We start from the raw sequence: 18,548 nt of genomic DNA, 5'->3' as shown, positions 1-18,548 counted from the left end.
AGACTTCTTCAACAGCCTGCTAAAGCCTCCTCGATTGTCTGGAAAATTTGAGCGGAGCTAACGGATTTCACCGGTGTGCAACGGATCGTCACAGGCGTGTCGATGTCTCCTTCGGGTCACCAGCAGCCCATCCCGTCTCCTGCAAACAAGGCAGCACGCCTGCTCCGACAATCAGAGCGGTCGAAGGACGAGCCTCGCGCAAATTGCGCCCGATCGGACCACCGCCTGCTATCCAGCGCCCCGCCGCCTCACTCCCGCATTCGGCAGCAGCGCCATCAGGGCTTGCAGCGGCGAACCGGGGTCGCCGGACCAGACCAGATGCGTCCGGTTGTTTCGCAGTTTGGCCGGTAGTGGATGGCGATCCACCGCCGTGCCCAAAGCGGCGTGATCAAGCACGCCTGCGGGCACGATGGCGATGCCGGAGCCGGCCGCGACGCAGGCGACGATGGCGTGATACGAGCCGAGGTCGAGAATACGGTCGGGTGATACGCCTTCCGATGCCAACCATTCCATCAGGCGCCGGCGGTAGGAGCAGCCGTGCGGAAACGCCACCACGGTCTTGCCGCCGAGGTCGGCGGAGCGGCGCAGCGGGCGGACGCCCTTGGCGGTGATCAGCACCAGCTCTTCGTCGAACGCCGCGACCGAGGTGAAACGTCCCGGCTCGAACGGTTCGGAGACGAAGGCGGCGTCGATCTCGAACCGCTCCAACTGCCGAAGCAGCGCACCGGTGGTGTCGGTCGTCATCTGGATCGCGATGTCGGGATAGCGCGCATGAAAGCGCGAGAGCAGTGGCGGCAACCGCACCCCGGCCGCGCTTTCCAGAGACCCCAGCCGCAGCACGCCCCTCGCCTTGCCGCTGCGCAACTCCTGCTCCGCGGCATCGGCCAATTGCAGCAGACGTTCGGCGTGGCTCAGCAGGGTGCGGCCGACATCGGTGAGAACCAGACCGCGCCCCTGCCGGCGAAACAGGCTGTGCCCGATCCGCTCCTCGAACTGCTTGATGCGAGTGGTGACGTTGGACGGCACCCGGTGCAGCCGGTCCGCCGCGCGGGTGACCCCGCCCTCCCTGACGACGGCGCGGAAAATCTCGAGGTCGTCGAGGTCCATCATTCTCATATCGAGAACGGTAGTTCAGAATAATTCAGTTTTCAATGCTGGCCCGATCTGGTGGTGTCGACGCCTCGCTTGGCTTGATCGGGCAACCTGATGCACCGCACTTCCGTCGAAGCCGCCAACCTTCATCCGCCGACCTGGCTGATCGTCATGAGCGGCACTATGGCGCTCGCCGCCGCGATGGGGATCGGCCGGTTCGCGTTCACGCCGCTATTGCCGCTGATGATGCGCGACGGCACCTTGAATGCCGCCGCCGGCGCCGAATGGGCGGCGGCGAACTACGCCGGCTATCTTGTGGGCGCGCTGACCGCCTCGATCTTTGCCGGCGATCCGCAGCGCGGCTTGCGCTTGTCGCTGATCGGCATCGTGCTGTCGACGATGGCGCCGGCGTGGATCGATCGCGGCTCGATGGAGCTTGTCGGCGCCGTGCTGCGCGCGGTGTCCGGGGTCTGCAGCGCATGGGCGCTGGTGTGCGCCAGCAGTTGGTGCCTCACCGAACTGGCGCGGCGCCACAGCGCGCAGCTCGGCGCCTGGATCTATTGCGGCGTCGGCCTCGGCATTGCGCTGGCGGGGACGATCGCCTGGCTCGGCGGGCAGCAGACAGCTTCCGCGCTGTGGCTCGAGCTCGGAACGATCACGGCCCTCGGCACGATCATCGTCGCCGCCGGCCTCGGACGCCGCACCAGCGCGCCGCCACCGGCAGGCACGCCTGCGCACGCGCAACTCGCGACGAAGAGTGCGGATCGTCAGTGGGACATCGTGGCGTGTTACGGCGTCTTCGGCTTCGGCTACATCATTCCGGCCACCTTCCTGCCGGCGATGGCGCGGGAGTTGACCGCGAACCCGTTGGTGTTCGGCATCACCTGGCCGCTGTTCGGGCTGGCCGCCGCCGTGTCGGTGGCGCTGGCGGCGCATCGCCTCCACGGCTGGCCGCGGCGGCGGGTGTGGGCGCTGGCGCAAGGGACGATGGCGATCGGCACGGCGCTGCCGCTGATCAGCCACGCGCTGTGGTCCCTCGCCGCCTCCGCCGTACTGGTCGGCGGCACTTTCATGGTCGCGACGATGGCCGGACTTCAGCTTGCCCGCGAGCTGTGTCCCGCCAATCCGACGCCGCTGCTGGCGCGGATGACGGTGGCGTTCGCCGTCGGGCAGATCATCGGGCCGGTCGTCATTCGCCTGCTCGGAACCGGCACCTGGGCCGGCTGGGACAGCATGGCCTGGGCCAGCGCCGCCTCCACCCTGCTGCTGGCGATCAGCACAGCCTGGCTCTGCCGCGACGCCGAGCCTGCCGCCTCTCATCCGGCATCATGACTCTGACACCCGCCACCGCAGCAGTCTGAGGGCATTCGCGGTGACCAGGACGGTGGCGCCGGTGTCGGCGAGGATCGCCATCCACAACGTCGTCACGCCGAGCAGGCTGGTGGCGAGGAACACCGCCTTCAGCCCGAGCGCGATCGAGATGTTCTGCCAGATGTTGCCGAGCGTCGCCTGCGACAGCGCAATCAGGTCCGCAACGCCATGTGCGCGGTCGTTCAGTAGCGCAGCATCAGCGGTCTCCAGCGCCACGTCCGTTCCTCCCCCCATGGCGATGCCGACGGAAGCAGCCGCGAGCGCCGGCGCATCATTGATGCCGTCGCCGACCATCGCCACGGGGGATACTTCCTTCAGGCGACTAATCTCGGCCAGCTTGGCATCGGGCAGAAGCTCCGCGCGGACCTCCATGCCAAGTCGGTCCGCGATGGCACCCGCCGTTCGCGCGTTGTCGCCCGTCAGCATGACCACCGCGATGCCTTTGGATGCGAGTTGCCGCAAAGCGCCTGCCGCATCCGGACGCGGCTCGTCGCGCAGCGCAATCGCTCCGTCGCAGGTCTTTCCAGAGATCAGCACCACGACGGTTTTACCCTCTCGTTCGAGACGGGAGATCGTCGCCGCAAGCTCCGGCGGAATCGTCGTCCGCTCTGCCGCAAAGCGTGGTGACCCAACGAAGGCGAAGCCATCTTTGAGGCGTGCCGAGACCGCCTTGCCCGGGACCGCCTGACTGCCTCCAAACGCCACAGGAAGCTGCAGCTTGCGCTCCTTCGCGGTCCGGACGATCGCCTGTCCGATCGGGTGGTTGGTGTTGCCTTCGACAGCCGCCGCGCGGGCGAGGACGAGGTCTTCATCGCCGATCACGGAAATGACGTCGGTCACCTGAGGCCGACCCAGCGTCAGCGTGCCGGTCTTGTCGAAGGCGACGGTCTTGACTTTGCCGAGCGTCTCCAATGTCGCGCCGCCTTTGATCAGCAGCCCTTTGCGGGCGCCCGCCGCTAGGCCTGAAGCGATCGCCGCCGGTGTCGAAATGACAAGTGCACATGGACACGCGATCAGCAGCGTGGCGAGTCCGCGATAGATCCAGGTCGTCCAATCCTCGCCGAAACCAAGCGGCGGCACGACGACAACAAGAAGCGCCACCAGCATGGCTGCGGGCGTATACCAACGACTGAGACGATCGATCATCCGCTCCGTCGGCGCCTTGGATTCCTGCGCTTCTGCGACGAGGTAAATGATGCGCGCAATCGTGTTGTCGGCCGCCGCATTCGTCGTCTCGACGCGCAGCTCGCCGTTTGCGTTGATGCTGCCGGCATAGACATGATCGCCGATGGCTTTGCCGACCGGCATGGATTCGCCGGTGATCGGCGCTTCGTTCACATCGGAACGGCCGTCGATCACTGTGCCGTCCGACGGGATGCGGTCGCCGGGACGCACCACGACGACATCTCCGATCATGAGGTCGGCAGCCGGAATCTCCTCGACTTCGTCTGAACCATCGCGCAGTCGCCTCGCGGTGCGCGGCACCACGTCGATCAGCGCTTCAATCCCGGATCGCGCGCGCCCCGCCGCGAAAGTCTCCAGCCATTCACCCACGCTGAACAGAACGATGACCACGGCCGCCTCCTCGGCCTCGCCGATCATGACCGCGCCGATCGCCGCAACGCTCATCAGCGTTTCGATGCTGAACGGGGATCCCGAACGCGCGCCGATCAAGGCCCGACGTGCGATCGGGATCAGACAGACCGCGGCCGCTGCGGAATAGAGCCATCGCTCGAAGGCCGGAAGGAACTGCGCTAAGGCGAACGCCAGAGCAAACACCGCCGCTGCGATCATGACCGATTGCAGCTTCGCGTCCTGCCACCACGGCAGGCGTTGTCGTTCTGTCGCGAGGCTGCTTGGCGACGACGCGGTCGCCAGCGGTCGGTAACCGAGCGAGCGAAGCTGTTCGTCGATGGTGCTCGGCGAAATCCTGTCCCGATCAAGCCGAAGGGCCAAGGTGCCGGCGGAGTAGCTGACGCGAACATCCGCGACACCCGACAGCCGCTGCATCGCCGTCTCGATCTTGAGCGCGCAGGAGGCGCAGTCCATGCCTTCTACGCGAATTCTGTAGGCGTCGGTCGCCATGGCATCACCTCGACAAAGCGTTGTGACACCCCATATGCACCCTGTAGCAGCTACAGGGTCAAGACATGCCGACGGACCATCTCGCGATTGGGGATCTCGGGCGCCAGACGGACACCAAGGTCGAAACCATCCGGTATTACGAGCGGATCGGATTGCTGTCGGCCCCGGCGCGCACGCCGGGCAACTACCGCGCCTACACGACCGAGCATCTCAACCGTCTGAGCTTCATCCGACGGGCGCGCGATCTCGGCTTTTCACTCGATCAGATCCGTGCGCTTTTGGATCTGTCTGACGAGCGGGAACGCTCCTGCGATGCCATCGACACGATCGCCAAGCAGCATCTGGCCGAAGTCGACCGCAAGATCGCAGACCTGCAGGCGCTGCGCCGGGAGCTGAATCACATGATCACGCAGTGTGACTGCGGCACTGTCGCCGACTGCCGCATTATCGAGGCGCTGTCGCCGTAGCGGCGACCGCGCTGCTACCGGCGCAGCGGCCGTCGCCGTCGCCTACGCCACCGCCAATTCCGCCCGCCGCGGAAACGGCCGGAACGTCGCCAGGATCAGCATCGCGGCGAGGCCCATGCCGCAGGAGGCGACGTACATCGGAGCGTAGCTGCCATAGGCATCGTAGATCAGCCCGCCCAGCACCGGGCCGGTCGACATGCCGAGGCTGCCGGCCATCGCTGTGCCGCCGACGATCGTGCCCATCATCCGCAGCGGAAAGTTCTCGCGGATGATCACGGCGTAGAGCGGCATGGTGCCGGCGTAGATGAAGCCGACGGCGACCGCGACCGCATAGAAGCCGCCGAGCCCGCCCACGAAGGCATACGCCAGCACGCCGAACGCCTGCGCGAGCAGACCGATGACCAGCACGCGCTGCGCGCCAAAGCGGTCGCCGGCGAGGCCGAAGCCGATCCGGCCGAACATCCCGGACAGCCCCTCGACGCTGTAGATCGAGGTCGCCGCGATCATCGGGATGCCGCAGGTCACCGCGTAGCTGACGGTGTGGAAGATCGGGCCGGAATGGGTCGCGCAGCAGAAGAAGTTGGCGAGCATCAGCGTGACGAATTGCGGCGAGCGCACCGCCTGCCCGACCGTCATCTCGTCCTGCGCATCAGCCGACGCCATCTCGCCGCTGCCAGCTTCGAGCGCCGGTGGGCGTAGCACCAGCAGGGCTGCCGGGATCATCAGCGCGGCGGTGATCACAGCGATGATCTGCATCGCGCCGCGCCAATCGTGGATCGTCACCAGCCACGCCGTCAGCGGCGCCATCGTCAGCGGCGCCATCCCCATCCCGGCGGAGACCAGCGACACCGCAAGACCCCGCCCGGTGTCGAACCAGCCGGTGACGCAGGCCATCATCGGGGCGAACACGGCGGCGGTGGCCGCGCCGACCAGAGCGCCGAACAGCAACTGGAATTCGATCAACGACGTCGCGCGGCTGGCGAGCGCGAGACTGGCCGCCAGCACCACCGAACCGGTCAGCACCACGGGGCGCGGGCCGAACCTGTCCGACAGATTGCCCCACACCATGCTGGCGGCCGCCATCGCCAGGAAGCCGATCGTCATCGCAGTCGAGATCCCGGTGACCGACCAGCCGGTGTCCTGCGACATCGGCCGCAGCAGCACCGGCAGCGAGAACATCGCGCCGGCGGCCACGCAGCCGAGCACGCCGCCGGCCGCAACGATCACCCAACGATAGGACTGGTTCATGGTTGTTTCCGTGTTGCGCGAGCCATGGTTGCGCGAGCCATGGCTGCGTAAGCCTTGCCGTCATTGCGAGGAGCACCCGGATCGGCGCGATGCGCCGTCCGGGCACAGGCTCCGCGACGAAGCCATCCAGCTCAATGCGCGAAGCTGGATTGCTTCGCTTCGCTCGCAATGACGTTGAAGGGCTTGCGCCGCCGTCAGGCCGCCGCCGGCAGCGTGTTGATCATCCAAGGAATGCCGAAGCGATCGACCAGCGAGCCGTACCCGGGCGACCAGAACGTCTCGCCGAACGGCATCATCGGCTTGCCACCCTCGGACAATCGCTCGTACCAGCGCTGCGCCTCGGCCTTGTCGTGGGTGTGCAGGGTGACGTCGAAACCGTTCTTCGGCTTGTCGATGTTGGATGCCCAGCCGGTGTCCATGTCGGCGCCCATCAGCGCCTGGTCGCCGACCTCGAGCCAGCAGTGCATCAGCCAGGTCTTGTACTTCGGATCGCTGATCGGCATCTCCGGCGGCGCGTCGCTATAGGGAAACGCAGCAGTGATCTTGCCGCCCAGCACCTCGGCATAGAACTCGAACGCCTCGCGGCACTGCCCCCGGAAGCTCAGGCTGGTCACGATCTTCATGCAATTCTCCTCCCCGTTTTACATGGCGCGATGGATGCCGCTCGGGCTACGCCCGAGCCTCGCCGTCCGCGGCGCTTGATCCTACGCAATTAGGTTGATATCAACCTATATCGCTCCTCACTGTCAAGAGCTGTTCTCTGATGCGCGCATCGACCGAACCGAGTTTCGAAACCACGCTGCTGGTGCGCGACACCTGCCTGTGCCTGCACGCCCAACGCGCGGCGCGGGCACTCGCTCGGCGGTTCGATCTCGCGCTGAAGCCGGCCGGCCTCACCAGCGGTCAGTTCTCTCTGCTGATGTCGCTCAACCGGCCACAGCCCGCCCCGCTCGGCAGCGTTGCCACGCTACTGGCGATGGATCGCACGACGCTGACGGCGAACCTCAAGCCGCTGGAGCGACGCAATCTGCTCGAGGTGCTGATCGATCCGGCGGACCGGCGCGCCCGGCTGCTGCGGCTGACGCCTGCGGGGCGCAAGACGCTGGCCGCAGCGGTGCCGATCTGGCGCAAGCTGCACGCGGAGATCGAAGCCGATCTCGCCGATGCGGACGCCGTTCGCGCCGAGCTGACTGTGCTCGGCCGCCTCGACGGGGCCGTCACCTAAGGGCCGCGGCCCGTTCCACGACGACAGCCGCAGCCGCTTTCACGGACTCTATCGCGCAGCGGCCGCGGAAGCGCGCCGCTCACTCGTCGTCATCATCGTCATCATCATCATCGTCGCCGGCACCGTGGCGCTTCTGGTCGTCCCACAGCTTGCGATAGGCGCCGTTCTTGGCGAGCAGTTCCTGGTGCGAGCCGCGCTCGATCGCCTGACCGCCGGAGACGACGACGATCTCGTCCATATCGACCACCGAGGTCAGGCGGTGGGTCGAGAAGATCATGGTGCGGCCGCGCGCCAGTTTCATCAGCGTCTTGTTGATCGCCGCTTCGGTGGTCTGGTCGAGCGCCGAGGTCGCCTCGTCGAGCAGCAGCACCGACGGATCGCGGACGATGGCGCGGGCGATGGCGATGCGCTGGCGCTGGCCGCCGGACAGTGTGTCGCCGCGCTCGCCGACCACGGTGTCGTATTTCTCCGGCAGGCTCATGATGAAGCGGTGGATCTCCGCCTTCTTCGCAGCCTGCACGACTTCGGCGTCGGTCGCGCCTTCCTTGCCGAGCCGGATGTTGTCGCGGATCGACATGTTGAACAGCATGTTCTCCTGGAACACCACGGCCATGCTCCTCCGCAGCGAATCCAGCGTCACGTTGCGGATGTCGACGCCGTCGATCGTAATCCGGCCTTCGGTCGGGTCGTACAGCCGCAGCACCATGTTGAGCAGCGTGCTCTTGCCCGAGCCGCTCGGGCCGACGATCGCGATGGTCTTGCCGGCCTTCAGCTTGAGGCTGAGATTGTCGATCACCGGCTGCTCGGCGCCCTCATAGGCGAACGACACCCGCTCGAACGCGATGTTGTCGACGATCCGCGGCAGCTCGGCGGCGCCCTGCCGATCGGCGATCGGGGTTTTCTCGTCGAGCAGCTCCTGCATGTGGCGCACCGCGGCGGCCGCCTGGATCGACACCGGGATGAACTGCATCAGATGAGCGATGTTGTACGACACCTCCCAGAACGCGCTCTCGAAGGTGACGAAGGTGCCGACCGTGATCTGGCCGGTGGTCGCCAGATATGCACCAAGCGCCAGCACCAAAAGATGCAGCATCAGCACCGAGACGGTGACGCTGCGCTCGACCATCGAAGTCAGGAAGGTGGCCTGCGCCATCTTCTGGCGCGTCGCCTGATTGCGCAGCGAGAAGAAGCCGAACATCTTGCGCTGCAGGCTGAACGCCTTGACGACCGCCTGGGCGCCGACATTCTCCTGCACCAGGCCGAGCAACCCGGCCTCCTGCACCTTCTGCTCGTAGTTCGCCTGCACCGCCTTCGGCGTCAGGATGCGCGGCCCGATCAGGGTGATCGGGAAGATCAGCAGCGCCACCACAGCGAGCTGCCAGTTCAGGAACAGCATCAGGATGATGCCGGCGATCAGCTCGAGAAACGGCAGCAGCGCGGTGTTGGCGAGGATTTCCACCACGCTTTCGAACGCCGCCATGTCGATCGAGAACCGCGACAGGATCTCGCCGCGCTTGGTGCGGGCAAAATAGCCGGCCGGCAGGCGCTGGACGTGCTCGAACACCCTGGTGCGGACATCCGCCACCACCGCGGCGGCGAGCCGCGCGTCCCAGCGCTCGTACCACACCGCGACGATCGAGGTGATGATGCCGGCGACGCCGAGGATCGACAGGATCTTGTAGAGCTCGCGGAAATCCTCTTCGCCGAGCGCGTCGTCGATCAGGAATTTGAGGCTGAGCGGCATGATGACGTTGAACAGCGTCTCGACGACCACGCCGAACACCACGAACGCCAGCATCTTCTTGTAGTTGACCACCACCGGCCGGATGAAGCCGGCGATCGTGGCGAACGCGCCGGCGGCCTCGCGGGCGGTGAAGACGACGAGCTCCTCGTCGTCGTCATCATCGTCCTCCTCGTCGTCTTCCTCTTCTTGGTCGTCGTCGTCCTCGGCGGCCTCCTTGGCGCCCGGCAGAGGAGCGGCGGGAGTCTTGTCGGCGATGAGCTGCTTCACCGGCGGTTTGGTGGTCGGAACCACCGGCGCCGCGGCGCCGACGGGAAGCGCGAACTTCTCGTCCAGCGGCGAGACCGGTGCGGCGCCTTCAGGGCCGGAGGCAGAACTACCTGGGGCAGAGCTGCCTGCGTCAGAGCCGGCCGAGGGCATTGCGGCAGCGTTGTCGGCCGGCGCCGGGGTGGTAGGAGGATTGGGCTTGCGCGCCATGAATCGAAAACCGCTGGGTGGCCGGACAGCACGACTACAATGAGCGGCGCCGTGACTTGTTCAAGCCACGGCGCCGAATTTGCTGAAGCGAACGCAGGCCGTCCGCGACGACCTCACGCTCAGTCGTCGTCGTCCTCGTCATCGACCTTGTCGAAGAACGAATAGCGCAGGCTGTCGGCGTCGCTGTACCAGTGGCCGGGGCCCCTGCCCGCTTTCACCGCGAGCTCCCACAACGCGTCGCCGCAATCGTTGCGATGCACCGACAGGTCGAAGCCGTTGGAGAAGAACAGTTCCGACCACTCCCACCAGGTGCCGAGCTTCTTGATGCCACGCAACAGGTCGTAGCGGTCGATGACGCCCGCATCCATGTCGCTGGTCACCGAGCCGAACACCAGACCGGTGCGGGCGACGCGGTGCAGCTCGCGGATCGCCTTGACCACGCGGTTCTCCGCGACGTGGCACAGGCTGGTCTCGAACACGAAATCGAATTCCTCGTCCGCGAACGGCAGCTCGGCGATCGAGCCCAGCTTGTTGTAGGGCTTCAGCGCCTCCGGCGTCTTGCCGTGGATGAAGCGGTTGTTCTCGACGCCATAAGCATCGACGCCGCGCTGCCGCAGCGCTCCGACCAGCTCGCCGCTGGCGGAGCCGGCGACCAGCAGCTTGTAGCCGTGCGGCGCGTCCCATACCGTCTTGATGGTCTGGATCAGATAGTCCGGATCGGTAAACCGGCTCCAGACCTCGCGATACGGGCCCTGGTTGCGGTAGTTCTCGAAATAGTCGCGGTCGATCTTGTCGGACACCGGCTTGCCGTCGGCGGCACGAGCCCGGCGCAGCTTCATCGTCTCGGTGACGATGATATCGGTGGCGGCGTCCGAGGAATCCAGCAGACCGTTCAGCGTCGAGTCGAACAGATAGTCGCCGACGATGACGAAGCCCGGATGGTTCTTCGGTTCGGGGCGATGATTGGTCATGACGTCGCGCACCGGCAGGCCGCCGGGGATGCAGTTCACCGACGACAGCCAGCGATGGGTCTTGCCTTCGAGGAAATGGCCGCGGACGTCGCCGATCTCGGCCGGCAGCGACTTCAGCGCCAGCTCGATCAGTTCGTTGTCGGTGAGGTTGGAGAACGCCAGCGCGTCCGAGCCGGCGATCAGGAAGTTGAGCACGCCGTATTTGCCGACGTCGTGGCGCGATCCCTCGTTGTAGACGCAGCAGCCGCCGAACGCTTCCGACATGAACCAGGAGCCGGGAATCTTGTCGCCCCAGAACGGGGAATCGAACAGCAGCGAGATCCGCAAGTAGTGCGCCGGGCGGTCGAAATAGGCGACGTGCTTGACCATCGCCTTGCGGAGCTGCTCGTTGCCCCAGCTCAGCGTGGCGAGCCAGTTGTGCGGCAGGCACATCAGCACGAGATCGAAATCGCGCGTCTCCGGCCCCTTGCCGTTCATCATGTTCAGCTCGTAGCGCCCGCTCTCGGTCTTGCCGACCTTGAGGACGCGGTGGTTGAACTGGATCTCGGCGTCGATCTCGGAACGCAGGCACTCGATCAGTTGCTCGTTGCCGTTCTGGATCGAATACAGGCCGATATAGCCGTCGATATCCATCACGAAATTCTTGAGCGCGTTGAGGCCGTTGGTGTTGTGGCTCTCGGTGGCGATGTCGGATCTCGCCATCACCTTGAAGAAGCGCTTGGCGGTCGGGTCCTCGATCTCCTTGTCGAGCAACTGCTCGCAATTGGTCCAGGCCCAGGGGTGTTCGTTGTCGTGCGCGCCGACGCCTTCGTAATACTCGGTCGGCGTGATCTGCTCGGTGCATTTCTTGCGGAACGCGACGATCGCCTCGGCGGTCTTGTCGCCGTACTTCTTGCGCATGCCGGGCACATCGTTGAGCAGCTCGCCGTCGAGCTGCACCTGCTCGGCGTCCATCGGGATAGTCTGCAGGCCGAAATGCTGCACCAGTTCGCGCAACGGGTCCGGGCCGGACATCGAGTAGTCGTACAGCTCGGCGACACCGGCCTCGTACATCGCCGGCGCGGTTTCGAATTTTTGGGTGACGATCTTGCCGCCGAGCCGGTCGGAGGCTTCGAAGATGGTGACCTTGCACAGGCCCCCGAGCTTGCGTTTGAGATACCAGGCGCTCATCAGCCCGCCCGGGCCGCCACCAACGATTGCAAGGTCAAACATCGTGTTCTTTCAGAAACATCGCCGCAGCGTCCGCCGCGCGTGCCGGTTCTCCCCGCGGCTCCTGTCCGGGCCGTGATTCTCTGAGAAAACCAGCGTGGCTTCAATGGCTTGAGGCTGATTTTGACGTCGAAACCCGCACCCCGGTTCTGAACCGTGGATTCAACCTATAGCAAGGGCTTTTGCACCTGAAGGAAAGATGAACGGGCCGTACGATCCGGGGTAAAACGCTGTACCGAAACGAAAAAGCCTGGCGAAGAGCCGGCTGCTTTCGAGCATCAATCGCATCAGCGCGGCGTCGCGACGTGGCCCTCGTGGCGGAAGAAATCGCTTGCGATGCTCGCCAGCGGCGAGTCGACGGCGCGCAGCAGAGTCATATCCAGCAGGTCGTGACGCACGATCTGCATCTCGCCGGCGACCGGATCGTCGACAACATTGCCGGTCCGCTTCCAGCCGAACTCCGCAAACACCTCGACCATCGTAGCGTGGATCGTCATGAAGCTGCACCGCGCACCGGCCAAGTGCATGCTGCGATAGGCCTGAAAGAACATCGGGAGCGCCATGGCACGGGCGCGGCGCTCGGGCAATACGGCGAACCTTGACACAACGACCGTGACGGCAAGGTCGACCGGCTCCACGGCCTCGACCAGCGGCGCGAGGTGGGAATCGCCGAGCGCGTCGGCGGCGCGCGACAGTCTGACGGTGGCAAGCTCTCGCCCCTGATGTTCGGCGACGAACACCAGGCTGCAATGATCGATCTCTTCCACCGCAAGCCTGTCGCCGACCTCCCCGCCAGCATGTGGCTGTCCGGCTCGGGCTGCCCGGACCTGGGCGCGGAGACGGCCGACGTCCTGCAATTCAAGCTCCGATCGAACGACACGTATCGAGCTGTCCGTCGTGACCCTCGCGGCCTGCGGCCAGCGATCACCGAGGAGCGGCAACCTCGGATCCGGCGCGTGCGCCCGGACCCACAAATCGGCGACAACGTCTGAGGTTCTCATGCGGCTATTCGCGCTTCTGCGTCGAAATACAGCTTGCGATGGCTGCGGTACCTCTGCATCACCCGTTTGGGTTAGGCATCCGTCCAGGAGCCCAGCCGGGCGGAGTTTGCCGGCGTCAGGACAAAGGCAGGTGCCGGCCCGCCAGCAGGCTCACGAGTTCCTGTTGGCGCGATACGCCCGTCTTCGCCAGCACCGCCTTCAGCTGGGCGCGGACGGTTTCGCGCGAGATGCCTTGGGCAGCCGCAATATCCTCGACCGAGCGGGTCTCCCCGATGCTTCGGGCGACACGGGCTTCAGCCGGCGTGAGGTCGAACAGCCCCTGAATGACTTCCGCTTTTGGGACAACAGCGCGATCGACCGGAGTGATCACCAGAAGCATCTCGGCCTGCGTGAAAATGTCATGGGCCAATCCGCGGATCGGAACCAGATGAACGATCATGGCCGACCGATCGTCCGCGGCGGGAATCGGAATGGACGCCGTCGTGGCCAGATGCCCCGTCGCGGCGTGCCGCCCCAGCGCAGATCGCAGCAACGCGTCGGCGCCGGAGCTGGTCAGCGAGACACCTTCGCGGCGGTCCTGGATCACGGTGGGGATCAACGCCTGGAAGAGCGTATTGGCGGCCAGCAGCCGGCCGCCGGACTCCAGCACAGCCCCGGGCAGGCCGATGATTTCAAGTGCGCGAGCCATTCCGCGGGCCTGCTCCATACCGAGACGCGATGACAACAAAGCGGCGCGGGCAAAGTGCGGACGCAAGGCGTCGAGCCCTTTCACGATAGCAGGATCGACCGGCTCCTTGGCGTAGGGGTACTCGGCATGAATGATCATGGTATCACCCGAGGGTGCCGGGATCGTAGTGGCCACGCCGCGTCCGATTCCCATAGGAATGAGATAGTCCTCGTAAGAACTGTCGAGGTACGTCTCTCCAGGCGCGAGCAGATCGTTCTCGGTGACAAAGCCGGCATGATCGGATGCGATCAGACGCGCGGCACGCTTGTTCTCTGGATATCGCAACGGATAATCGAGGCTGAGCCGCAAGATGTTGTCGTTTGACGCCGCGCGCGTCGTAAAAGCAACGCCCCGGGCCGCAATCAGGATAGCTCCCCAAGCGCCGATATCGGATGCCAGCGCGTCGAGCAACGGCTGCCAGCGCTCCGGCGCAGCCGCGGCTTCGTAAATGCCATCGATATGGCGCAACAGGTCCAACGGATTGCCCTCCGCCCGGCGGCAATAATCGATCGTACCCGACTTGAGCCCATCCCTCGGCTGAGAATACCGGCTCGTCAAATAAAAAGGCCGGGATCGCTCCCGGCCTTTCGATGTTGTAGGCGCTCCCGCGGCGGTTATTCCGCCGGCGGCAGCGACAGCGGCTCGGCTTCCGGCGCAGCGGCCGGCACGATCGCCGCCTGCTTCTCGCGCTCGTCGAGGATCAGCCGGTCGCGCTTCACCGCGACTTCGCGGATCTTGGCCATCGAGGCGCCGGTGCCCGCCGGGATCAGCCGGCCGACGATGACGTTTTCCTTGAGGCCTTCCAGCGGATCGACCTTGCCGTTGACCGCGGCTTCGGTGAGCACGCGGGTGGTCTCCTGGAACGAGGCCGCCGAGAAGAATGAGCGGGTCTGCAGCGACGCCTTGGTGATGCCGAGCAGCACCGGGTTGCCGGTGGCGGGCTTCTTGCCCTCCTCGACCGCCTTGGCGTTGAGCGCGTTGAACTCGATCTTGTCGACCTGCTCGCCCGAGATCATGTCGGTCTCGCCCTGGTCGGTGACCTCGATCTTCTGCAGCATCTGGCGAACGATCACCTCGATGTGCTTGTCGTTGATCAACACGCCCTGGAGTCGATAGACCTCCTGGATTTCATTGACGAGATAGGCCGCGAGTTCCTCGATGCCCTTGATCGCCAGGATGTCGTGCGGCGCCGGATTGCCCTCGACGATGAAGTCGCCCTTTTCGACGACGTCGCCGTCCTGCAAGTGGATGTGCTTGCCCTTCGGGATCAGGTACTCGCGCGGCTCCTCGTTCTTGTCGAGCGGCTCGATCGAGAGCCGGCGCTTGTTCTTGTAGTCGCGACCGAACCGGATGGTGCCGGCGATCTCGGCGATGATCGCCGCATCCTTCGGCCGCCGTGCCTCGAACAGCTCCGCCACCCGCGGCAGACCGCCGGTGATGTCGCGGGTCTTGGCGCTCTCGGTCGAGATACGCGCGAGGATGTCGCCGGGCTTGACCTGGGCGCCGACGTCGACCGACAGGATGGCGTCGACCGACAGCATGTAGCGGGCGTCACCGCCGCGTGCCAGCTTCAGCACCTTGCCGTCCTTGCCCTTGATCACGATCGCCGGACGCAGGTCGGCGCCGCCGCGGGTCGAACGCCAGTCGATGACGATACGCTTGGCGATACCGGTCGACTCGTCGAGCGTTTCGGAGATCGACTGATCCTCGATCAGATCCTCGAACCCGATCGTGCCCTCGACCTCGGTCAGGATCGGCCGGGTGTACGGATCCCACTCGGCGATGCGCTGGCCGCGCTTGACCATATCGCCCTCGTCGACGTGCACGCGCGCGCCGTACTGAATGCGATGGGTCGCACGCTCAGTGCCGTCCGGATCGACGATCGCGATCACCATGTTGCGGACCATCGCAACATTGTGGCCTTCGCCGTTGCGGGCGATGGCGCGGTTCTTGATCACGATCTTGCCGTCGAAGTTCGACTCGATCACCGACTGCTCGTTGATCTGCGCCGCGCCGCCGATGTGGAAGGTGCGCATCGTGAGCTGGGTGCCCGGCTCGCCGATCGACTGCGCCGCGATCACGCCGACCGCTTCGCCGTGGTTGACCGGAGTACCGCGGGCAAGATCGCGCCCGTAGCACTTGCCGCAGATGCCGTTGACCAGCTCGCAGGTCAGCGCCGAGCGGATCTTCACTTCCTGCACGCCGGCCTGGTGGATCGCCTCGACGTCCCGCTCCTCCATCAGATCGCCGCGCTTGACGATGATCTCGTTGGTGGCCGGGTCGCGCACGTCCTCGCCCGCGGTGCGGCCGAGGATACGGCTGCCCAGCGAAGCGACCACGGTGCCGGCGTCGACGATCGCCCGCATCTTGATGCCGAGCGAAGTGCCGCAGTCGGCCTGCGTGATGATGCAGTCCTGCGCCACGTCGACCAGACGCCGGGTCAGGTAACCCGAGTTCGCGGTCTTCAGCGCGGTGTCGGCCAGACCCTTACGGGCGCCGTGGGTCGAGTTGAAGTACTCGAGAACCGACAGACCTTCCTTGAAGTTGGAAATGATCGGCGTCTCGATGATCTCACCCGACGGCTTGGCCATCAGGCCGCGCATACCGGCGAGCTGACGCATCTGCGCGGGCGAACCACGCGCACCGGAGTGGGCCATCATGTAGATCGAGTTGACCTGCTGTTCGGAGCCGTCCGGCGCCTTCCGAACCGCGGAGATCTCCTTCATCATCTCCTTGGCGATTTCCTCGGTGGCCTTCGACCAGGCGTCGACCACCTTGTTGTACTTCTCGCCGTGGGTGATCAGACCGTCGTTGTACTGCTGCTCGAAATCCTTCGCCAGCGTCCGGGTCGTGTCGACGATCTTCCACTTCGAGCCGGGCACGACCATGTCGTCCTTGCCGAACGAAATGCCGGCCTTGAACGCGTTGAAGAAGCCGAGCGCCATGATCCGGTCGCAGAAGATCACCGTCTCCTTCTGACCGCAGTGGCGATAGACTTGGTCGATGACGCCGGAAATCTCGCGCTTGGTCATCAGCTTGTTGATGACGTCGAACGGCAGTTTCGGCGACTTCGGCAGCACCTGGCCGAGCAGGATGCGGCCCGGAGTGGTCTCGATCAGGCGGACGGTTTCCTTGCCATCCTCACCCACCCAGTGCCAGCGATACCTGATCTTGGTGTGGAGGTGGATGACCTTCGCGTACAGGGCATGCTCGAGCTCGGCGAGGTCGGCAAACACCTTGCCCTCGCCCGGCAGGCCTTCCCGCATGATCGACAGGTAGTAAAGGCCGAGCACGATGTCCTGCGACGGCACGATGATCGGCTGACCGTTCGCCGGATGCAGGATGTTGTTGGTCGACATCATCAGCACGCGCGCTTCGAGCTGCGCTTCGAGCGACAGCGGAACGTGCACGGCCATCTGGTCGCCGTCGAAGTCGGCGTTGAACGCCGAGCAAACCAGCGGGTGAAGCTGGATCGCCTTACCCTCGATCAGCACCGGCTCGAACGCCTGAATGCCGAGGCGATGCAGCGTCGGGGCGCGGTTCAGCAGCACCGGATGTTCGCGGATCACCTCGTCGAGGATGTCCCAGACCTCCGGCCGCTCCTTCTCGACCAGCTTCTTGGCCTGCTTGACGGTGGTCGACAGCCCCTTGGCGTCGAGCCGCGAGTAGATGAACGGCTTGAACAGTTCGAGCGCCATCTTCTTCGGCAGGCCGCACTGATGCAGCTTGAGCTCGGGACCGACCACGATCACCGAACGGCCCGAATAGTCGACGCGCTTGCCGAGCAGGTTCTGACGGAACCGGCCCTGCTTGCCCTTCAGCATGTCGGCGAGCGACTTCAGCGGGCGCTTGTTGGCGCCGGTGATGACGCGGCCGCGGCGGCCGTTGTCGAACAGCGCGTCCACAGCTTCCTGCAGCATGCGCTTTTCGTTGCGGATGATGATGTCCGGCGCGCGCAGCTCCATCAGCCGCTTCAAGCGGTTGTTACGGTTGATGACGCGGCGATACAGATCGTTCAGGTCCGAGGTCGCGAACCGGCCGCCGTCGAGCGGCACCAGCGGGCGGAGGTCCGGCGGGATCACCGGCACGACGGTGAGGATCATCCACTCCGGCTTGTTGCCGGAATAGCGGAACGCCTCGACGATCTTCAGCCGCTTGGCGAGCTTCTTGTGCTTGATGTCGGAATCGGTCTCGGCCATCTCGGCGCGGAGCTGCGCGTCGATCTTTTCGAGTTCGAGGCCCTTCAGCAGCTCACGGATCGCCTCGGCGCCGATCATCGCGGTGAACGAATCCTGGCCGTACTGATCCTGGGCGCGCAGGTACTCCCCCTCCGACAGGAGCTGACGCTCCTTGAGGTCGGTGAGGCCCGGCTCCAGCACCACGTAGTATTCGAAGTACAGGATGCGCTCGAGGTCCTTCAGCGTCATGTCGAGCAACTGCCCGATGCGCGACGGCAAGGACTTCAGGAACCAGATATGGGCGACCGGCGCGGCCAGCTCGATGTGGCCCATGCGCTCGCGACGGACGCGGCTGAGCGTGACTTCGACCGAGCACTTCTCGCAGATGATGCCCTTGTACTTCATCCGCTTGTACTTGCCGCACAAGCACTCGTAGTCCTTGATCGGCCCGAAGATGCGGGCGCAGAACAGGCCGTCGCGCTCGGGCTTGAAGGTACGATAGTTGATCGTTTCCGGCTTCTTGATTTCACCGTACGACCACGACAGAATCTTCTCCGGCGACGCGATCGAGATCCGGATCTGGTCGAAGACCTGAGCCGGCGTCGTCGGATTGAACAGATTCATAATTTCCTGGTTCATCGCCATCTCCTCGCGTGCCGGTCGTCACCGGCCGCAAAATCGGAATTCCAGAGGCATTCCCCGCCGCGCGCGTCGCGCTGGCGCGGCAGAGACACCCGGCGGCCGGCGCAAAGCGCG

The 18,548-nt window shown here is 65.2% G+C and carries 13 protein-coding genes; 4 read left to right on the top strand and 9 right to left on the bottom strand.

The annotated features are described in order from the left end of the window. Nucleotides 1–228 precede the first annotated feature (228 nt). Nucleotides 229–1,110, bottom strand: coding sequence for a LysR substrate-binding domain-containing protein (locus M9H71_RS23250; RefSeq protein ID WP_455407234.1), 882 nt, complete (start codon nt 1,108–1,110; stop codon nt 229–231). Nucleotides 1,111–1,206: 96 nt separating this feature from the next. Here M9H71_RS23250 and M9H71_RS23245 point away from each other — a divergent pair, with 96 nt between their 5' ends. Continuing rightward, on the top strand, nt 1,207–2,424 hold the full coding sequence (locus tag M9H71_RS23245) for a YbfB/YjiJ family MFS transporter (protein WP_455407233.1): 1,218 nt from the start codon (nt 1,207–1,209) through the stop codon (nt 2,422–2,424). On the opposite strand, the gene M9H71_RS23240 is transcribed toward M9H71_RS23245, so the two are convergent. After that, nucleotides 2,419–4,548 (bottom strand): heavy metal translocating P-type ATPase, encoded by a 2,130-nt coding sequence (locus M9H71_RS23240; RefSeq protein WP_455407232.1) that lies wholly within the window; start codon nt 4,546–4,548, stop codon nt 2,419–2,421. The genes M9H71_RS23245 and M9H71_RS23240 overlap by 6 nt on opposite strands. Before the next feature lie 65 nt (nt 4,549–4,613). Between M9H71_RS23240 and M9H71_RS23235 the strand changes: the two genes are divergently transcribed. Beyond that, nucleotides 4,614–5,015 (top strand): MerR family transcriptional regulator, encoded by a 402-nt coding sequence (locus tag M9H71_RS23235; protein WP_455407231.1) that lies wholly within the window; start codon nt 4,614–4,616, stop codon nt 5,013–5,015. Between the two features lie 42 nt (nt 5,016–5,057). Here the strand turns inward: M9H71_RS23235 and M9H71_RS23230 are convergent, their stop codons facing one another. Together M9H71_RS23230 and M9H71_RS23225 are read right to left on the bottom strand one after the other, a co-directional pair. Next, entirely contained in the window at nt 5,058–6,263 is a 1,206-nt protein-coding gene (locus tag M9H71_RS23230) for an MFS transporter (RefSeq protein WP_455407230.1), read from the bottom strand. A gap of 194 nt (nt 6,264–6,457) precedes the next feature. Next, nucleotides 6,458–6,886, bottom strand: a complete 429-nt coding sequence (locus tag M9H71_RS23225; RefSeq protein WP_455407229.1) for a VOC family protein — start codon at nt 6,884–6,886, stop codon at nt 6,458–6,460. Between the two features lie 140 nt (nt 6,887–7,026). On the opposite strand from M9H71_RS23225, the gene M9H71_RS23220 reads away from it, so the two are divergent. Continuing rightward, nucleotides 7,027–7,488 carry a MarR family winged helix-turn-helix transcriptional regulator gene (locus tag M9H71_RS23220; RefSeq protein WP_455407228.1) on the top strand — a complete coding sequence of 154 codons (462 nt, stop codon included), beginning with the start codon at nt 7,027–7,029 and terminating at the stop codon, nt 7,486–7,488. A 79-nt stretch (nt 7,489–7,567) separates the two neighbouring features. On the opposite strand, the gene M9H71_RS23215 is transcribed toward M9H71_RS23220, so the two are convergent. The 3 genes from M9H71_RS23215 to M9H71_RS23205 all read right to left on the bottom strand — a co-directional run bounded on the left by M9H71_RS23215 (nt 7,568) and on the right by M9H71_RS23205 (nt 12,653). Continuing rightward, complete coding sequence (locus M9H71_RS23215; RefSeq protein ID WP_455407227.1) at nt 7,568–9,706, bottom strand: ABC transporter ATP-binding protein; 2,139 nt, start codon at nt 9,704–9,706, stop codon at nt 7,568–7,570. A gap of 119 nt (nt 9,707–9,825) precedes the next feature. Further along, complete coding sequence (locus M9H71_RS23210; RefSeq protein WP_455407226.1) at nt 9,826–11,889, bottom strand: FAD-dependent oxidoreductase; 2,064 nt, start codon at nt 11,887–11,889, stop codon at nt 9,826–9,828. A gap of 284 nt (nt 11,890–12,173) precedes the next feature. Continuing rightward, complete coding sequence (locus M9H71_RS23205; RefSeq protein WP_455407225.1) at nt 12,174–12,653, bottom strand: hypothetical protein; 480 nt, start codon at nt 12,651–12,653, stop codon at nt 12,174–12,176. On the opposite strand from M9H71_RS23205, the gene M9H71_RS23200 reads away from it, so the two are divergent. Continuing rightward, complete coding sequence (locus tag M9H71_RS23200) at nt 12,636–12,878, top strand: hypothetical protein (protein WP_455407224.1); 243 nt, start codon at nt 12,636–12,638, stop codon at nt 12,876–12,878. The genes M9H71_RS23205 and M9H71_RS23200 overlap by 18 nt on opposite strands. A gap of 124 nt (nt 12,879–13,002) precedes the next feature. Here M9H71_RS23200 and M9H71_RS23195 read toward each other — a convergent pair whose 3' ends face one another. After that, nucleotides 13,003–14,091 (bottom strand): helix-turn-helix transcriptional regulator, encoded by a 1,089-nt coding sequence (locus tag M9H71_RS23195; RefSeq protein ID WP_455407223.1) that lies wholly within the window; start codon nt 14,089–14,091, stop codon nt 13,003–13,005. Between the two features lie 137 nt (nt 14,092–14,228). Continuing rightward, nucleotides 14,229–18,431, bottom strand: coding sequence for a DNA-directed RNA polymerase subunit beta' (rpoC, locus tag M9H71_RS23190; protein ID WP_455407222.1), 4,203 nt, complete (start codon nt 18,429–18,431; stop codon nt 14,229–14,231). Nucleotides 18,432–18,548: the final 117 nt, after the last annotated feature.

Source organism: Rhodopseudomonas parapalustris (assembly GCF_053772255.1).
The sequence above is the reverse complement of the archived record's forward strand: the minus strand, read 5'-3'. Positions and strand labels throughout refer to the sequence as shown.

Bases quoted from the DNA above. Each gene is read 5' to 3' on its own strand.
- M9H71_RS23250 (WP_455407234.1), bottom strand. From the start codon at position 1,110: ATGATGGACCTCGACGACCTCGAGATTTTCCGCGCCGTCGTCAGGGAG.
- M9H71_RS23245 (WP_455407233.1), top strand. From the start codon at position 1,207: ATGCACCGCACTTCCGTCGAAGCCGCCAACCTTCATCCGCCGACCTGG.
- M9H71_RS23240 (WP_455407232.1), bottom strand. From the start codon at position 4,548: ATGGCGACCGACGCCTACAGAATTCGCGTAGAAGGCATGGACTGCGCC.
- M9H71_RS23235 (WP_455407231.1), top strand. From the start codon at position 4,614: ATGCCGACGGACCATCTCGCGATTGGGGATCTCGGGCGCCAGACGGAC.
- M9H71_RS23230 (WP_455407230.1), bottom strand. From the start codon at position 6,263: ATGAACCAGTCCTATCGTTGGGTGATCGTTGCGGCCGGCGGCGTGCTC.
- M9H71_RS23225 (WP_455407229.1), bottom strand. From the start codon at position 6,886: ATGAAGATCGTGACCAGCCTGAGCTTCCGGGGGCAGTGCCGCGAGGCG.
- M9H71_RS23220 (WP_455407228.1), top strand. From the start codon at position 7,027: ATGCGCGCATCGACCGAACCGAGTTTCGAAACCACGCTGCTGGTGCGC.
- M9H71_RS23215 (WP_455407227.1), bottom strand. From the start codon at position 9,706: ATGGCGCGCAAGCCCAATCCTCCTACCACCCCGGCGCCGGCCGACAAC.
- M9H71_RS23210 (WP_455407226.1), bottom strand. From the start codon at position 11,889: ATGTTTGACCTTGCAATCGTTGGTGGCGGCCCGGGCGGGCTGATGAGC.
- M9H71_RS23200 (WP_455407224.1), top strand. From the start codon at position 12,636: ATGATCGATCTCTTCCACCGCAAGCCTGTCGCCGACCTCCCCGCCAGC.
- rpoC (WP_455407222.1), bottom strand. From the start codon at position 18,431: ATGAACCAGGAAATTATGAATCTGTTCAATCCGACGACGCCGGCTCAG.